The 15,830-nt window shown below is 70.7% G+C and carries 15 protein-coding genes; 6 read left to right on the top strand and 9 right to left on the bottom strand.

The genetic code is table 11. The annotated features are described in order from the left end of the window. Positions 1 to 126: 126 nt before the first annotated feature. A complete protein-coding gene (locus AB0J04_RS22280; protein WP_363170281.1) occupies positions 127 to 606 on the bottom strand; it encodes a MarR family transcriptional regulator in 480 nt (159 codons plus the stop codon). 93 nt (positions 607 to 699) lie between these two features. Here AB0J04_RS22280 and AB0J04_RS22285 point away from each other — a divergent pair, with 93 nt between their 5' ends. Together AB0J04_RS22285 and mltG are read left to right on the top strand one after the other, a co-directional pair. After that, a complete protein-coding gene (locus AB0J04_RS22285; protein WP_363170282.1) occupies positions 700 to 2,502 on the top strand; it encodes an ABC transporter ATP-binding protein in 1,803 nt (600 codons plus the stop codon). Positions 2,503 to 2,555: 53 nt separating this feature from the next. Next, on the top strand, positions 2,556 to 3,458 hold the full coding sequence (mltG, locus tag AB0J04_RS22290) for an endolytic transglycosylase MltG (RefSeq protein WP_363170283.1): 903 nt from the start codon (positions 2,556 to 2,558) through the stop codon (positions 3,456 to 3,458). A 13-nt stretch (positions 3,459 to 3,471) separates the two neighbouring features. Here the strand turns inward: mltG and AB0J04_RS22295 are convergent, their stop codons facing one another. The 5 genes from AB0J04_RS22295 to AB0J04_RS22315 form a co-directional block, all read right to left on the bottom strand. Then, positions 3,472 to 4,551 carry an NAD(P)-binding domain-containing protein gene (locus AB0J04_RS22295; RefSeq protein WP_363170284.1) on the bottom strand — a complete coding sequence of 360 codons (1,080 nt, stop codon included), beginning with the start codon at positions 4,549 to 4,551 and terminating at the stop codon, positions 3,472 to 3,474. Next, complete coding sequence (locus tag AB0J04_RS22300) at positions 4,548 to 5,627, bottom strand: ABC transporter substrate-binding protein (RefSeq protein ID WP_363170285.1); 1,080 nt, start codon at positions 5,625 to 5,627, stop codon at positions 4,548 to 4,550. Before AB0J04_RS22300 ends, AB0J04_RS22295 begins: the two co-directional genes overlap by 4 nt. A 113-nt stretch (positions 5,628 to 5,740) precedes the next feature. Continuing rightward, positions 5,741 to 6,499 (bottom strand): ABC transporter ATP-binding protein, encoded by a 759-nt coding sequence (locus AB0J04_RS22305; protein ID WP_363170286.1) that lies wholly within the window; start codon positions 6,497 to 6,499, stop codon positions 5,741 to 5,743. Further along, on the bottom strand, positions 6,472 to 7,347 hold the full coding sequence (locus AB0J04_RS22310) for an ABC transporter permease (RefSeq protein WP_363170287.1): 876 nt from the start codon (positions 7,345 to 7,347) through the stop codon (positions 6,472 to 6,474). Before AB0J04_RS22310 ends, AB0J04_RS22305 begins: the two co-directional genes overlap by 28 nt. Before the next feature lie 227 nt (positions 7,348 to 7,574). Then, complete coding sequence (locus tag AB0J04_RS22315) at positions 7,575 to 7,658, bottom strand: putative leader peptide (protein ID WP_313884353.1); 84 nt, start codon at positions 7,656 to 7,658, stop codon at positions 7,575 to 7,577. A gap of 80 nt (positions 7,659 to 7,738) precedes the next feature. On the opposite strand from AB0J04_RS22315, the gene AB0J04_RS22320 reads away from it, so the two are divergent. Then, positions 7,739 to 8,161, top strand: coding sequence for a secondary thiamine-phosphate synthase enzyme YjbQ (locus AB0J04_RS22320; protein WP_363170288.1), 423 nt, complete (start codon positions 7,739 to 7,741; stop codon positions 8,159 to 8,161). A gap of 14 nt (positions 8,162 to 8,175) precedes the next feature. Here the strand turns inward: AB0J04_RS22320 and AB0J04_RS22325 are convergent, their stop codons facing one another. Next, entirely contained in the window at positions 8,176 to 8,397 is a 222-nt protein-coding gene (locus tag AB0J04_RS22325) for a hypothetical protein (RefSeq protein ID WP_363170289.1), read from the bottom strand. A 180-nt stretch (positions 8,398 to 8,577) separates the two neighbouring features. On the opposite strand from AB0J04_RS22325, the gene AB0J04_RS22330 reads away from it, so the two are divergent. Beyond that, on the top strand, positions 8,578 to 10,014 hold the full coding sequence (locus AB0J04_RS22330) for a cytochrome P450 (RefSeq protein WP_363170290.1): 1,437 nt from the start codon (positions 8,578 to 8,580) through the stop codon (positions 10,012 to 10,014). A gap of 76 nt (positions 10,015 to 10,090) precedes the next feature. On the opposite strand, the gene AB0J04_RS22335 is transcribed toward AB0J04_RS22330, so the two are convergent. Continuing rightward, positions 10,091 to 12,547, bottom strand: a complete 2,457-nt coding sequence (locus tag AB0J04_RS22335; protein ID WP_363170291.1) for a cellulosome protein — start codon at positions 12,545 to 12,547, stop codon at positions 10,091 to 10,093. A 387-nt stretch (positions 12,548 to 12,934) separates the two neighbouring features. On the opposite strand from AB0J04_RS22335, the gene AB0J04_RS22340 reads away from it, so the two are divergent. Then, positions 12,935 to 13,753, top strand: coding sequence for a hypothetical protein (locus AB0J04_RS22340; protein WP_363170292.1), 819 nt, complete (start codon positions 12,935 to 12,937; stop codon positions 13,751 to 13,753). Next, positions 13,750 to 15,198 (top strand): alpha-amylase, encoded by a 1,449-nt coding sequence (locus AB0J04_RS22345; RefSeq protein WP_363170293.1) that lies wholly within the window; start codon positions 13,750 to 13,752, stop codon positions 15,196 to 15,198. Before AB0J04_RS22340 ends, AB0J04_RS22345 begins: the two co-directional genes overlap by 4 nt. Positions 15,199 to 15,201: 3 nt before the next feature. Here the strand turns inward: AB0J04_RS22345 and AB0J04_RS22350 are convergent, their stop codons facing one another. Then, positions 15,202 to 15,756 carry a DinB family protein gene (locus AB0J04_RS22350; protein ID WP_363170294.1) on the bottom strand — a complete coding sequence of 185 codons (555 nt, stop codon included), beginning with the start codon at positions 15,754 to 15,756 and terminating at the stop codon, positions 15,202 to 15,204. Between the last annotated feature and the right edge of the window lie 74 nt (positions 15,757 to 15,830).

The following is a 15,830-nucleotide window of genomic DNA, read 5'->3' on the forward strand; positions in this document are numbered from 1 at the left end:
CGTTTCCTGCCCAGCTCACCTAGGAGTCCGCCGGCGAGAGCAGCTGTCGCACGCCATCGGCGATCCGGTCGCGGCCGCCCCTCCTGTACCACGGAGGGGCGGCCGCGGCGTGTGGTGCGCATCGCTTCAGCAGGTGCGCCCCTTTGCGCGCTCCGGCTCCGGATCCGGGTCCAACGACCCGCCCATCAGTGCGTCCAGCAGTCCGCCGAGCACCTGGCGCTCCAGGTCCGTCAGCGGATCAAGAATCTCCTCCGCGGCGGACACCCGCGCGCCGCGCAACTCCCGCAGGGCCCTTCGGCCGTCCTCGGTGAGCTCGATCCGTATCACCCGCCGGTTGGTGGGGTCCGGCATCCGGCGCACCTTGCCGCTCGCCTCCAGCCCGTCGACCAGCGTCGTCACGGCCCGAGGCACCACCTCCAGGCGCTCGGCGAGGTCGGCCATGCGCGGCGGCGACTCGCAGTGCGCCAGGGTGCGCAGCAACCGTGCCTGTGCCGGCGTGACGCCGAGCCCGCTCCGCTGCAGATGGCGCTTCTGGATGCGGTGCACCCGGCGCGTGAGCCGCAGCAACTGCTCGGCGAGCAGGCTGTCGGAATCGGGGGTGCTCATGCGGGAACAATATCAGGATGCCGTTCATTGTGAGTATAGGTAACAATGAGCTATGCTCCGTCAGTCCTCGACGTCTCACACTCCGTAGGAGCCATGCCCCGCGACAACATCGAATGGACCCCCTCGCCCGGCACCTCGACCGACGAACCCCGGCAGGTGCGCCGCATCCTCACACTCTTCAAGCCCTACCGGGCCCGGCTGGCGGTCGTCGGCCTGCTGGTCGCCGCCTCGTCCCTGGTCACCGTGGCCACCCCCTTCCTGCTGAAGGAGACGCTGGACGTCGCCATCCCCGAGGGGCGGACCGGCCTGCTGAGCCTCCTCGCCCTCGGCATGATCCTCAGCGCCGTGCTCGGCGGCGTCTTCGGCGTCCTGCAGACCCTGATCTCCACCACGGTCGGCCAGCGCGTCATGCACGATCTGCGCACGGCCGTCTACGACCGCCTGCAGCGCATGTCCCTCGCCTTCTTCACGCGCACGCGTACCGGCGAGGTGCAGTCCCGCATCGCCAACGACATCGGCGGCATGCAGGCCACCGTCACCTCCACCGCGACCTCCCTGGTCTCCAACTTCACCAGCGTGGTCGCCACGATCATCGCGATGGTCGCACTCGACTGGCGGCTGACGGTCGTCTCCCTGCTCCTGCTGCCGGTCTTCGTGTGGATCAGCCGCCGCGTCGGCAACGAGCGCAAGAAGATCACCACCCAGCGTCAGAAGCAGATGGCCGCGATGGCCGCCACGGTCACCGAGTCGCTGTCGGTCAGCGGCATCCTGCTCGGTCGCACCATGGGCCGCTCCGACTCCCTCACGCGGGCCTTCTCGGAGGAGTCCGAGCAGCTGGTCGACCTCGAGGTGAGATCGAACATGGCCGGCCGCTGGCGCATGGCCGTGATCGGGATCGTCATGTCCGCCATGCCGGCCTTCATCTACTGGACCGCGGGCGTGACCCTCCAGCTCGGCGGCCCCGGTGCCTCCCTCGGCACGATCGTCGCCTTCGTCTCGCTCCAGCAGGGCCTGTTCCGCCCGGCAGTCAGCCTGCTGTCGACCGGGGTGCAGATCCAGACGTCCCTCGCGCTCTTCCAGCGCATCTTCGAGTACCTCGACCTCCCCATCGACATCACCGAGCGCGAGAACCCGGTGCACCTCGACCAGATCAAGGGCGAGATCCGCTTCGAGGGCGTCGACTTCCGGTACGAGGGCAAGGGCGGGCCGGTTCTCGAAGGCATCGACGTCACCGTCCCCGCCGGCGGCAGTCTCGCCGTGGTCGGCCCGACCGGCGCCGGCAAGTCCACGCTGGGCTATCTCGTGCCGCGCCTGTACGACGTGACGGGCGGCCGGGTCACCCTCGACGGCGTCGACGTCCGCGATCTCGACTTCGACACCCTCGCTCGCGGGATCGGCGTCGTCTCGCAGGAGACGTACCTCTTCCACGCCACGGTCGCGGACAACCTGCGCTTCGCCAGGCCGGACGCCACCGACGAAGAGCTGTACACGGCCGCCAGAGCCGCACAGATCCACGACCACATCGCCGCGCTGCCCGACGGCTACGACACGGTCGTCGGCGAGCGCGGGCACCGTTTCTCGGGCGGTGAGAAGCAGCGGCTGGCCATCGCCCGCACCATCCTGCGCGACCCGCCGGTGCTGATCCTCGACGAGGCGACCAGCGCCCTGGACACCCGTACGGAACGGGCCGTCCAGGAGGCCATCGACGCGCTCTCCGCCAACCGCACCACGCTCACCATCGCCCACCGCCTGTCCACCATTCGAGGCGCCGACCAGATCGTCGTGCTCGACTCCGGTCAGGTGGCCGAACGGGGCACGCACGAGGAGCTGTTGGAGCGGGACGGGCGGTACGCGGCCCTGGTGCGACGGGACGCCCGACTGGAGCCGACAAGATGAAAGTATGGCAAGTTATGCCGGGTTTGTGACGATGTGGGGGTTACCGTGCCCGCATGCAGATGAACACTCCGCCACGGAGCACGAGGAGCACGATTCGACTGACGCGCCGGGGCCGTCTCGTCCTCATCGCGACCGGAGCCGTCGTGGCCGGCACCGCCGTGGCGGTGCCGCTGCTGAGCCTGGAGAGCCCGAAGAAGGTGCAGGCGAAGCCGACGTCGCTGGTCATCCCGGAGGGCTGGCGCGCGAGTCAGATCTACGCGGCCGTCGACAAGGCGCTCGCCCTGCCGCCGGGCACCACCGTCAAAGCGCTGCCGAAGGCCGGTCTGAAGCTGCCGAACGACGCCGACGGCAACCCGGAGGGCTACCTCTTCCCGGCGACGTATCCGCTGGAGAAGGCGACCCCGCAGACGTTGCTGTCGTACATGGTCGACACGGCGAACAAGAAGTTCAACGGGGCGCCGATCGCGGCCGGCGCCCAGCGCAACGCCATGAACGTCTATCAGGCGGTCACCATCGCCAGCCTCGTCCAGGCCGAGGCCGCCACCAAGGCGGACATGGGCAAGGTGGCCAGGGTCGTGTTCAACCGTCTGGAGCGCGGGATGCCGTTGCAGATGGACTCCACCATCAACTACGCGCTGAACCGCTTCACGCTGAACACGACGGAGAGCGACACCCGCATCGAGAGCCCCTACAACTCCTACCAGCGCATGGGCCTGCCGCCGACGCCGATCGACAACCCCGGCGAAGAGGCGATGCGCGCCGCCATCAGCCCCACCCCGGGCGACTGGCTGTACTTCGTCACCGTCAGGCCCGGCGACACGCGCTTCACGGCGAGCTACGCGGAGCACCAGAGCAACGTCGCCGAGTTCAACCGGAACCAGAAGACCGCTCCGAAGAGCCCGAGCGCTTCGGAGGGCGTAAAGGGCGAGAAGAGCACGTCGGCGGCGGCCGGTTGACCCGACGGGTGCATCAGGCGACGGCGACGCTCTCTTCCGCGAGCAGCCGCCGGATGTCCCGTACGGCCGCGCGTCCGGCCCGGTTGGCGCCGATGGTGCTGGCCGACGGGCCGTAGCCGACGAGATGGATACGGGGATCGGCGACCGCGCGCGTGCCCTCGATCCGGATGCCGCCGCCCGGCTCGCGCAGCCGCAGCGGCGCGAGATGGTCGACGGCGGCCCGGAAGCCGGTCGCCCACAGGATGACGTCGGCGGCGACGTGCCGCCCGTCGTCCCACTCCACGCCGTCCTCGGTGATCCGGTCGAACATGGGCAGCCGGTCCAGCACCCCGTCGGCCAGCCCCTGCCGGATCGCGTCGTTGAGCGGCAGCCCCGTCACGGACACCACGCTCTTCGGCGGCAGCCCCTGCCGCACCCGCTCCTCCACGAGCGCGACCGCCGCGCGGCCCACCGCCTCGTCGAAGGGCCCCTCGCGGAAGACGGGAGGCCGTCGTGTCACCCAGGTGGTGTCGGCCGCGTACGGCGCGATCTCCAGCAGATGCTGAGTGCCGGACGCCCCACCGCCCACCACGATCACCCGCAGCCCGGCGAACGCCTCGGGACCGGGGTACTGCGCGGTGTGCAGCTGCCGCCCGCGGAAGGTCTCCTGGCCGGGATAGCGCGGCCAGAACGGCCGGTCCCAGGTGCCGGTGGCGTTGATCAGTGCCCGCGTGGACCACGTACCGTCGGAGGTCTCGACGAGCAGCCGCCCACCGGTGCCCTCCCGCACGGCCTTCACGTCGACGGGCCGCCGCACCCGCAGGTCGAAGGTGCGTTCGTAGGCGGCGAAGTACTCGGCGATGACCTCGGACGACGGCCGGGCGGGATCCGCGCCCGTCAGCTCCATGCCGGGCAACGCGTGCATCCCGTGCACCTTGCCGTACGTCAGTGAGGGCCACCGGAACTGCCAGGCGCCACCCGGGGCGGGGGCGTGGTCGAGCACCACGAAATCGCGCTCCGGCTCGAAACCGGTGCGGCGCAGGTGATAAGCGCCGGCCAGACCCGCCTGACCGGCGCCTATGACGACCACCTCGACCTCACGCAAGTTGTTCACGCTTCTACCAACGGAACGGTGGACGTGGATCTTCCCGCGTCGGCTGTGACTACGAGGACACGCGCGCGGGGAGTGGTGGAGGGCGGCAGATCGCCGTTGTAGCGCGGGTCCACGAAGGCCGCGAAGTGCACCTTGCGCGGGATGAGCTTCAGCTCGGTGAACGTGTCGGCGATCCGCTGCTCGGAGGCGATCAGCGGCTTGTCGATCGCGACCGAGATCCGGGTGGAGTTCGTCCGCTTGACCGAGGCCAGCGCCGCCTCGTACGGCAGCCCGGTCTCCTTCGCCCACACCTTGGCCCACTCCTCCTGGTGGTCGTACACCCACGCCGTCGCGCGCCGCAGCCGCTCCAGGTAGTTCTTGACGGCGGCGGCCTTCATCGTGTCCTCGAGCGCGGCGGGCGCGGCCACCTGGAAGGTGAGGCCGTTGGTGACACCGTCGCCGGTGGTCAGCACCCGCCCCTGCTTCGCGTGCAGCACCTGCGAGGTGTACGGGTCCCACACCGCCCACGCGTCGACCTTGCCGGAGGTGAACGCGGCGAGCGCGTCGGCCGGCTGGAGGTACTTGACCTTCACATCGCTCAGACTCAGCCCCACCGCCTCCAGAGACGCCACCAACTGGTAGTGCGCGGAGGAGCCCTGCGCCACGGCGACGGATCTGCCCTTGAGCTGCTCGGGCCGCGTCAGCTCGGAATTGTCGGGGACGAGGATGGCGTCGCCCTTGGACGTGCCGTGGAAGGCGGACACGACCGTGATCTTCGAGTCGGCTCCGGCCGCGAAGACGGGCGGGGTGTTGCCGACGCCGCCGATGTCGACCGCCTTGGCGTTGACCGCCTCCAGGAGCGGTGGTCCGGAGGTGAACGTGGACCACTTGATCTTGTAGTCGAGGTTCTTCAGCTCTCCTGCGGCTCGCAGCACGGCCTCGGAACCACCCTTCTGGTCTCCGACGTTGAGTGTGAGAGAGCCCTTGCCGTCGGTGTCGCCGCCCGCGCCCGTCCCGGCGGACGCGTTCCCGCCGCAGGCGGTGAGCAGCAGGGCGAGAGGGAGGAGCAGGGCGGCAGGGAGAAGGCGTCGTCGCATGGCGGTCCGTTCGGAGGAGGGGGAACGCCGGGCTGAGGAGGGGGAGGACCGGCTGAGAGGTGGGGCGGCGGAGTCGGGGTGGCGGAGGTGGTGGAGGCGGGGGCGATCGGCTGTCAGGCGGCTTCGGCGGCCGTCGGGTCCACGCCCAGGCGGCGCAGCAGCCCGGCGCGCAGTTCCGCGAAGCGGGGGTCGGCGATGTCGCGCGGGCGATCGAGGTCGATCTTCTGCTCGTGCGCGATGACACCGGCGTCCATCACCAGCACCCGGTCGGCGAGCAGCACGGCCTCCTCGACGTCGTGCGTGACGAGGAGGACGGCGCAGCCGCGGCGCTGCCACAACTCCCCGACCAGCCGCTGCGCGGTGATCCGGGTGAGCGCGTCGAGGGCGCCGAACGGCTCGTCGAGGAGCAGCAGATCGGGTTCGCGGACCAGGGCCCTGGCCAGGGAGGCGCGCTGGGCCTCGCCCCCGGAGAGGGTCTTCGGCCAGGCGTCGGAGCGATGCCCGAGCCTCACCTCTTCCAGGGCCTTGTCGGCGACGGGGCGTTCGGGCCGGCCCGGCAGCCCGAGGAGCACGTTGCGCCACACCTTCTTCCACGGCATCAGCCGCGGCGCCTGGAACGCGACGGCCTTGCGGCGCGGCACCAGCACGGTGCCCTCGATGTCACGGTCGAGCCCGGCGAGGATGCGCAGCAGCGTGGACTTGCCGCAGCCGCTGCGACCCAGCAGGGCCACGAACTCGCCCGGCCGGATGTCGAGCCGGAGGTCGTCGATGACGGCCCGTCCGTCGAAGGAGCGGGTCAGCCCCGCCACGCGGACCGCCTGGGGTGTTTGGGCCGCCCGGGGGCTCAACGGCCGGTGAACGCCGGTCGCCATTGCAGCAGCAGCCTTTCGAGGGAACGGACGACGAAGTCGGCGAGCAGGCCGAGGAAGGCATAGACGATGAGGCAGACCACGATCACGTCGGTGCGCAGGAAGTCCCGCGCCTGCACCATCAGGAAGCCGATGCCGGAGTCGGCGTTGACCTGCTCGGCGAAGACCAGCGCGAGCCAGGCGACACCGAGCGAGTAGCGCAGGCCGGTCATCGCGCCGGGCAGCGCACCCGGCAGGATCACGTGCCGGACCAGTCCCCGGCGCGACAGCCCGAGCGACTCCCCGGCCTCGATCAACTGCGCGTCCACGCCCCGGATCCCGGCGTACACGTTGAGGTAGAGCGGGAAGGTCACCCCGAGCGTGATGATGGCGATCTTCGGGGTCTCGCCGATGCCGAACCAGATGATGAACAGCGGGATGAGCCCGACGAACGGCACGGTCCGCAACATCTGTACCGGGGCGTCGACGAGGTCCTCCCCGATCCGGAACAGCCCCGACACCAGGGCCAGTCCGGTGCCGATGACGGTGCCCAGGAGCAGCCCGGCGGCCACGCGCTGAAGCGAGGTGCCCATGGCCGAGGGCAGGGAGCCGTCGGAGACGAGATCGCCGGCGACCTGGGCGATCCGGCCGGGCGGGGCGAGGACGTCGGAGGCCAACACGCCGGTGACACTGAGGAGTTGCCACAGCAACAGGAGCAGGACCGGTCCGGTGGTACGGCGCAGCCAGCGGGGGACACGGGCGCGACGGGCGGAGCGGGGGACGATGGGAGTGAGCGGGATGGATCCTTCGGAGGCGGAAACAGGGGAGATATCCGCCTCTGCGGATTCGGGCGGGGCGTGGCTGATGCTCATGGGGGCTCCACGGAACGGAACGGCGAGGACCGGCGGCCGGTGGGGGTGGCGGGGGAGGGGCGGGCGAGCGCGCCTCAGCGCCGCCACATCACGATCGGCTCAACCGGCGAAGGCGGCGAAGGCGGCGAAGCCGAGACGAAGGTGCGGTGGTGGGGCGAAGGCGCGGTGGTGGGGCGAGCGAGGTGAAGTGAGGCGGAGCGAGAGGTGCAGCCGGAGGCTGGAAGAGGTCAGCGGCCGCGACGACACGCGGCGGAGGCCACCCGCAGCAGGTCGATGTGACCGCGCGTGGTGAGCAGAGCTGAACGCAACATGCGGCCGAACGTAGTCAGCCTGCATGCCCACGGTCAACGGGTGTCTCGCAGATCGGACTCCGTAAGGTCAGGATGGGGTCATGTCAGCTGCGTTCACCACCCGAGTTCTGCACATCGCCTCCGGCTCCCGGGAGCGGGTCGTCGACATCACCGGCGACTGCGAGGCGTTCCTGCGCGAAGTGGCCGCCGGTCGCGACGGCCTCCTGAACGTCTTCGTCCCGCATGCGACGGCCGGCGTCGCGATCATCGAGACCGGCGCCGGCAGCGACGACGACCTGCTCGCCGCCCTGCACACGCTCCTGCCCGCCGACGACCGCTGGCAGCACCGCCACGGCAGCCCCGGCCACGGCCGCGACCACGTCCTCCCGGCCTTCGTGCCGCCCCACGCGACCCTGCCGGTCCTGGACGGGAGGCTGGAACTGGGCACGTGGCAGTCGGTGTGCCTGGTGGACACCAACAAGGACAACCCCGACCGCCAGGTCCGGGTGAGTTTCCTGGGCTGACGAGGGACGCCTCGTCAGCCCTCGTGCGAAGCGAAGAGTTCCAGGTGGCCGCAGGCGCGGCAGCGGTGGGCGTCTATCTGGAAGCGGGGCCGGCCCCAGCGCTTGGCATTGCCCAGGATCCCTCGCTTCAGCGGGCCGGGGATCCACCGCGCGTACCCCCGCGCGTGCTCGCCGGTCTCCTCGACGAATCCGGGCTCCAGGTCGTAGCCCTGGCACTGAGAGCACCTGATCTCCATGGCCGCACTGTAGACAGTGGACCGCGGCCCCGGATACGGCTGCCGGACGGTGTCCGGAGATCGCCCCGAGCCGAGCCCCCGTAGTTCACCTGGTGCCGGGCCTGGGATAGGGTCCCCCCGGTTCCGGTCACCGAATGGGGACGTGCCGGTACGGGGAGTGTCTGAGGGGCGGGCAGATTGATGGAATCCCAGGTGGGCGATGGCGGATCCGTGGACATCGAGGGAGCGACGTTAGAGTCGTTGTCCCCCGAACCGCTGCTGACCAGGGACTACGAGACCCGCCCCTCGCTCGTCTACGAGAGGCTGCGCCAGCGCTACGGTCCGGTCGCGCCGGTCGACCTGCTCGGCGTGCCCGCCTGGCTGGTCCTCGGCTACCGCGAGTCGCTCGACGTCCTTCAGGACGACGCCGGGTGGCCGAAGGGGCTGGAGAACTGGCGGGCCCGCTCGGAGGGCCGGGTGCCGGCCGACTGGCCGCTCGGACCGTCCCTGGAGGTCAACCATGTGCTGATCCAGGGCGGCCCCGGTTACCGGCCGCTCAGGACGGCCTGGGACGCGGCTCTCAAACCGTTCCAGGATCCGCGTCACCCCCAGGCGAAGCGACTGAAGACGGCGGTCACCGCCTACGCCGACGACCTCATCAGCCTGGTGGGGCAGGCGGGCGGCACGGGCCTGGCGGACCTGTCCGCGCAGTTCTCCCGTCCGCTGCCTCTGATGGTGGCCAGCCATCTGCTCGGCTTCCCCGGTTCACAGGGCGACGACGCCCTGATGGACATGTGGCGGGTACTGGACGCGGGCCCCGACGCGGAGCCCGCACTGGAGCGGCTGCTGGGGGCGCTGGCCGAACTCGCGGCGGTGAAGCTGAAGACGCCGGGGGACGACTTCCCCTCGTACCTGCTGGCGGCGCACCCCGAGCTCTCCCTCGACGAACTGGCCCGCGAGCTGTTCATGCTGCTGGGCATGACCTCCGATCACGTCGGGATCCTCATCTCCAACACGGTGGTCGAGGTCATCTCGGGCGAGGGCGGTGTGCGTGCCAGCCTGTCCGCCGGGATGGTCAGGGAGAGCATGAACCGGGTGGTCATGCGCAAGCCGCCGCTGGTGAACTTCGTTCCGCGCTTCGCGGCCAAGGACACCCCGCTCGGGAACTACACCATCCGCGCGGGCGACCCGGTATGGGTCTCCGCCGCGGCCGCGCACGCCGACCCGCTCTTCGCCGACAACGTGGCGCCGGGCACCACGGTCAGCACCCGGGCGCACCTGGCCTGGGGCGCGGGCCGTCGCCAGTGCCCGGCGCGCGAGCTCGCGTCGACGGTCGCGGCGGTCGGCGTGGGCCGGCTGTTCGAGCGGTTCTCCGACCTGGAGCTCGCGCTGCCGGTCGACCAACTGCCGTGGCGCTCCTCGCCGTTCATGCGGGGGCTGCGCTCGCTGCCCGTACGGTACGAACTCGCCGCGCTGCCGGAACGGCCGTCGGCGCACGCTCCGGCAGCGGCGTCGGCCTCGCAGTCGGATTCGGGATCGGAGTCGGAGTCGACCGAGACGGCCTTGCCGGATCCGTCCGTCCGGCAACGCTCGTCGCTGTGGAGCTATCTGACGGGCCTGATCGGCGTCGGACGTTGATCCGCTGCTGATCGGCCGCCGACAAGCCGTTGACGGGCCGTCCGTCGGTCGGAGTCCAGCTCTCGGAAGAGCCGGGCTACGACTGGCGGACGATCCGGCCCAGTTCGATGCGGTCGATGTTCGGGGCCCAGGCGGTCGCGTTCGCGAACGTCACGCCGTTGGCCCCCTCCTCCAGGTCCACGGGGACGCCCAGCGTCCAGTAGTCGTCCCAGCTCCAGGTGTTCTTGAAAGTGACCCTGCGCGGCGCTCCGGCGCCGATCGTGATGTCGGCCGTACGGGACATGATGTCCGTGTTGTAGGCGTGGCCGTTGTCGCGGCGGTCGTTGTGCGCGTAGTGGACGACCAACAGGTAGCGGCCGGCGGTGGGCGCCTGCACGGTGAACTCGGCTGTGCTGGAAGGGCTGTTGCCGAGCCCGCCGATGCGGGAGCCCCCGGAGGCGTGGGCGGAGTCGACGAGCCTTGCTCCTCCCGCGAGGGCGGCGGACGCGGCCTCGTAGGAGAGGGCGCCGGTGGTCGAGCCCTCGCCCGAGACGTCGAGGGCCCGGACCGCGGCGTGGTCGGCGGTCAGCGCGACCCGGTTGTTGCCCGCCGCCAGGTAGAGCCGCAGCGGACGGCTCGGAGCCGCTGTCACCTGCTCGCCGTGCACGGTGAGTCGTACCGCCGCCGAGGCGCGCGGTACCACCGTGTAGTAGGCGTCGCGCGGCGCGTACACGTCGAAGACGGCCTTGTCGCCCTTGCGCAGGACGAGTGCGCCCGTGCCCGCTCCGGCCGACGAGGAGTAGTCGTACGACGGGTTCCCGCTGATGTCCGCGAGCGTCGCCTCGTACGACGCCGACGGGGCGCCGGTGCGCGTTGTCAGGTCGATGCGGTCGAGGGTGACCTCGGCGTCGCCCTTGGCGAGCGTCAGCACATGGTCGCCGGCGGCCAATTCCACACAGAGGTCGTTCTTGGCGCGGTAGTTCCAGTTCTGCGTGGAGGGATACGTCACCGTGACCGGTTCCGCGCCGTCGATCGACAATTTCTGCGTGGCCGGGGTGCCGGACTGGTTGCCGTACAGGATCGCCAGGTCGTACGTCCCGTCCGCCGGGACGGTCACCGTGAAGTCGACCTTGCTGGAGACGGAGTCGAGGGAGCCGACGTCCTTCGTGCCGGAGGCCGCATAGCCGTTGGCGTCGCCCACCGTCCCGTGGGTGTGGATCCGACCGTCCGTGATCGCCGCGTCCTCGGCCTCGTACGACGCCGACCAGGGGACGACGGCGGGGCTCGGAGTGCCCGTGCCGCCCGGGGTGAGGACGATCCGGTACGCGGACATCCTCCGCAGGCCGCGCAGCGCAACGGTCACCGAACCGCCGTCCGCCACGTCGGTCTTCGTCCGGGTGAGGACACGCGGAGCGGCGTGCCGGCCCTCGTAGCCGGACCAGGCGGCCTCGGCGACGGTCACGCCGACCGTGCGACCGAAGACGGATCGGGAGAGGTTGTGCACCACGATGTCCGAGTCGCCGTCCGAGCCGCCGAGCAGCACCTGCGCCTGGCGGCGTGAGGTGTCGAGGGAGGCGAGACCCTGGAGTGTGTCGACGGTGTTCGGCTGCGGCGGGGTGACCCTGACCGTGTCACCGGTGAGCCCGGCGTACCAACGGAACAGCCACCAGCCGCCGTTGGGGATGTTGGTGCGCACCACATTGCCGTCCATGTTGCCGGCGGCGTCCCAGTAGGCCTGGTTGGCGTACACCTTGTTCCGCTCGAACATCGAGACCCACTGCACGAGTTGCCCCGGCACGGACAGGTCGCGGCGGTTGGCGTACTCGTCGATGCTGATCTTCAGCGGTGCGATTCCCAACCGGCGCTCGACGCGACGGTAGTTGTCGTAGTGGTCCTGGAAGTCCCGCAGTGAGCCCGAGTCCAACTCGTGCCAGGTGATCACCTGGGGCAGGACGTCCTCCCGCTTGGCGAAGGCGAGGAAGTCGGTCAACAGACGGGAGTGGTAGGCGGCTTCGTTGGGGCCGGCGATCCTCGCCGCGGGGGCGATCGCGCGAATGCGCTCGTACACCGTCTTCCAGTCCGCGAAGAAGCGGTCGCGGTTGGCCTCGTACTGCTTCCGGTCGGCGACGCCGAGGTCGTACCAGATCTGGTCGGGCTCGTTGAACGGGATGTAGACGAAACGGTCGCCGTCCGGGTCCGCCGACACCTCCTTGACGATCTCGTCGACCTTGGGGAGGTAGTCGTCGATGCCGAGATCCTCGTACGGCCACCGGGCGTAGACGTCCTGCATCATCACGTTGATCTCGCCGCCGCCGTTGCGGAAGAACGATCCGGAGACCGAGAGCGCGTCCCCGTTCGGGTGCTGGGCGCCGCCCTCCGGCTTCTGCGAGATGCTGGTGATCTTCAACGGCTCCAGCACGGCGTCGCCGGGCACGCCGTCGTCGCTCAGCCCGTAGAGCGCGCCGTTCGCGCCGAGCAGCACCGGGCCCTCGGAGGCGGCGAGGTCGACGGTGAGGCGCGTCGGCAGAGCCTCTGTGTGACCGGTCACGTTCATGCGTGGATTGTGATCGGTCACATACGGGCCGTCAAGAGCGTCGACGATCGTCGTCGACGCAAGACGGCCGACCGTCGAACTCCACGCATGTCATCCGTTCGGTCCAACTGGAGCCGAGGCCCGGGCCATGTCGTTGCGGGCCGGTGTCGGACCGTCGAGGGTGGTCGTACGGCGCCGGGCGACGCCGGGCGGTGGCGAGGAGGACAGGCGATGACGGACGGCGACGGCGTGGCGGACGCGGAGCGGCGGCGACTGGCTGAGGCCGACGCCCCTACGCCGACCTCGTCGACGCCAACCGGGCCCGCGGCCGCCACGACGTCGAGTACGAGCTCCTCGACACCAAAGTCTTCGACGAGAACCGCTACTTCGACGCGCTCGCTGGTCGGCTTGACACCGCTGGCGGCGACCAGCGTGATCGGCGGCCGGACGGACCAGCGGTTCCCCGAACTGGTCCAGGGAGCAAAGGAGTTCATCAAACGACACCCGGCCGTCGAGGCCTTCGTCTCCCAGCACGTCACCGCGGATCCCAATGCCGAGGGCCGCTGTCTCTTCGCCCTGTTCGGCGAGGACCGGCTGCGCCGTATCCTGGCCCGCATGCTCGACGAGGACGAGTTCCTCGGCCCGCACGGCATCCGCTCCCTCTCCCGCCATCACGCCGACCACCCGTACACCTTCGAGGTGCACGGCCGGACCTACGGCGTCGGCCGTCTCCCCGCCGAGTCCGACTCGGGGATGTTCGGCGGCAACTCCAACTGGCGCGGACCCGTGTGGTTCCCGATCAACCTCCTCCTGATCCGGGCGCTGCTGAACCTGCACGGCTACCACGGCCTCGACTTCCGCATGGAGTGCCCGACCGGTTCCGGACGCCTGCTGAACCTCTACGAGGTCGCCCGTGAGATCTCCGACCGGCTCACCGCCGCCTTCCTGCGGGACGCCGACGGTCACCGCCCGGTGCACGGGGCTCAGCCCCAGTTCGCCAAGGACCCGCACTGGAAGGACCTGATCCTGTTCTACGAGTACTTCCACGGCGACAACGGCGCGGGCCTCGGCGCCTCCCACCAGACCGGCTGGACCGGACTGGTGGCGGTCACCACGACGCTGTTCCGCACCCTCTCCGCCGACGAATGGCAGCGCGGCGGCCGGGAGTCCCTGCGGCCGAAGGGCGACGCCGAACGAGACGGCAACCGTGAGGAGCCGCTGTCATGACGGTGCTCTACGAGATCAACACCGTCGTCTGGCTCGGTGAGTTGAGCGTCCGATACGGGCGGCGCGTCACCCTCGGGGACGTGCCCGGCGAGGCCTGGGACGAGATCGCCGTGCCCGGCGTCGACACGGTCTGGCTGATGGGCGTCTGGGAGCGCAGCCCGGCCGGTCTGCGGATCGCCCTGCGCGACGAGGGCCTGCTGGCCTCCTTCCGTGGGGCGCTCCCCGACCTGACCGAGGCGGACATCGTCGGATCCCCGTACTGCGTACGGGACTACATCGTCGACACCGCCCTCGGCGGACCGGACGGACTGGCCGCCGCCCGCGCCCAACTGGCCTCTCGTGGGCTGCGGTTGATCCTCGATCACGTCCCCAACCACGTCGCCCCCGACCACCCCTGGCTCACCGCGCACCCCGACCGTCTGATCCGGGGCACCGCGGACGACCTGGCGCGAGCGCCGGGCGACTTCGTCGAGGCCGCCGACCGCGTCTACGCCCGCGGCCGCGACCCGTACTTCCCGCCCTGGCCGGACGTCGTCCAACTGAACGCCTTCAGCGACGGCCTCCGCGCGGCGACCGTGGACACGCTGGTGTCCATCGGCGACCAGGCGGACGGCGTGCGCTGCGACATGGCGATGCTGCTGATGAACGACGTCTTCGCGAAGACCTGGGGCGACCGGGCGGGACCGGCCCCCGCCGAGGACTTCTGGCCGTACGTCGTCCCGCGTGTCCGGGAGCGCCACCCCGACCTGCTCTTCGTCGCGGAGGCGTACTGGGACCTCGAACGGTCCCTCCGACAGCAGGGCTTCGACCACTGCTACGACAAACGGCTCCACGACCGTCTGGTCCACGAGGACGCCGACGCCGTCCGCGCCCATCTCCGGGCCGACCTCGCCCACCAGCGAGGCCTCGTCCGCTTCCTGGAGAACCACGACGAGCCACGGGCCGCCGCCACCCTGCCCGGTGCGCGGGGCCGGGCCGCCGCCGTCACCGTGGCGACCCTGCCCGGCGCGACCCTCTGGCACGAGGGCCAGTTCGAGGGGCGCCGGGTACGGCCGCCGGTGTTCCTCGCGCGCAGACCGCAAGAGGCCGTCGACGAGCCGTCGTGTGACTTCCACCGCCGTCTGCTGCCGGCCGCGGCCGCCGTCCGCCGGGGCGAATGGCGGCCGCTCGCCCCGACGGGCTGGCCGGACAACGACACCTGCCGCAACCTGCTGGCCTGGACCTGGACGCACCCGGACGCGCGCCATCTGGTCGTCGTCAACCACTCCGACCGCCCGGCCCAGGCCCGTCTGCCCCTGCCCTGGGACGACCTGCGCGGACACGACCACCGCCTGACCGACCTGCTCACCTCACAGTCGTACGACCGCGACGGCGACGAACTGACCGAGCCGGGCCTGTTCGTCGCCCTGGAGGCATGGCAGGCGCATGTCTTCGAGGTCGGGTGACGCTCAGCCCATGCTCTTCGCGCCGTCGATGGCCTCGCGGATGATGTCGGCGTGACCGGCGTGCTGCGCGGTCTCGCCGGCGATGCGCATCAGGACCCGGCGGGCCGACTGCCGAGCGCCCGGCTCGTTCCACGGGGCCGCCGGCAGCTCGTGGTCCGCGTCCAGGTCGGGCAGGGACACGACCAGCTCGTCGGTACGACGGGCCACCTCTTCGTACTCCTTCAGCACCCCGGCCAGCGTCTCGCCCGGCAGCATCCGGAACTCGGCGGCCCGCGCGGCCCAGTCGTCCTCCGTCATCTTGGTGAAGTCGGGCATCCCCGACGCGCCCTCCAGGATGAACCTCACCCAGCTTCGCTCCACGGAGGCGACGTGCTTGATCAGACCTCCGAGACACAGCGCGCTCACGGTGGTCCGCTGCCCGGCCTGCTCGTCGGTGAGGTCGCGGGTGGTGAAGCGCAGGAAGTGTCGGTGCTCGGCGAGCGTCTCCAGCAGGTCGGCGCGCTCGCGGCTGACGGCCGGGGCTGCGACGGTCTCTGTGAGGGGGGTGGGCTGGCTCATGACGGCCTCCGTGAGTGCTGTTCCGGGATCATCTGTCCCGCGGTCACCTTGCCCCGCGGTCACGAGTGCCACGT

Origin of the sequence: Streptomyces sp. NPDC050263, from assembly GCF_040655955.1 — a bacterium.
Classification (GTDB): domain Bacteria; phylum Actinomycetota; class Actinomycetes; order Streptomycetales; family Streptomycetaceae; genus Streptomyces.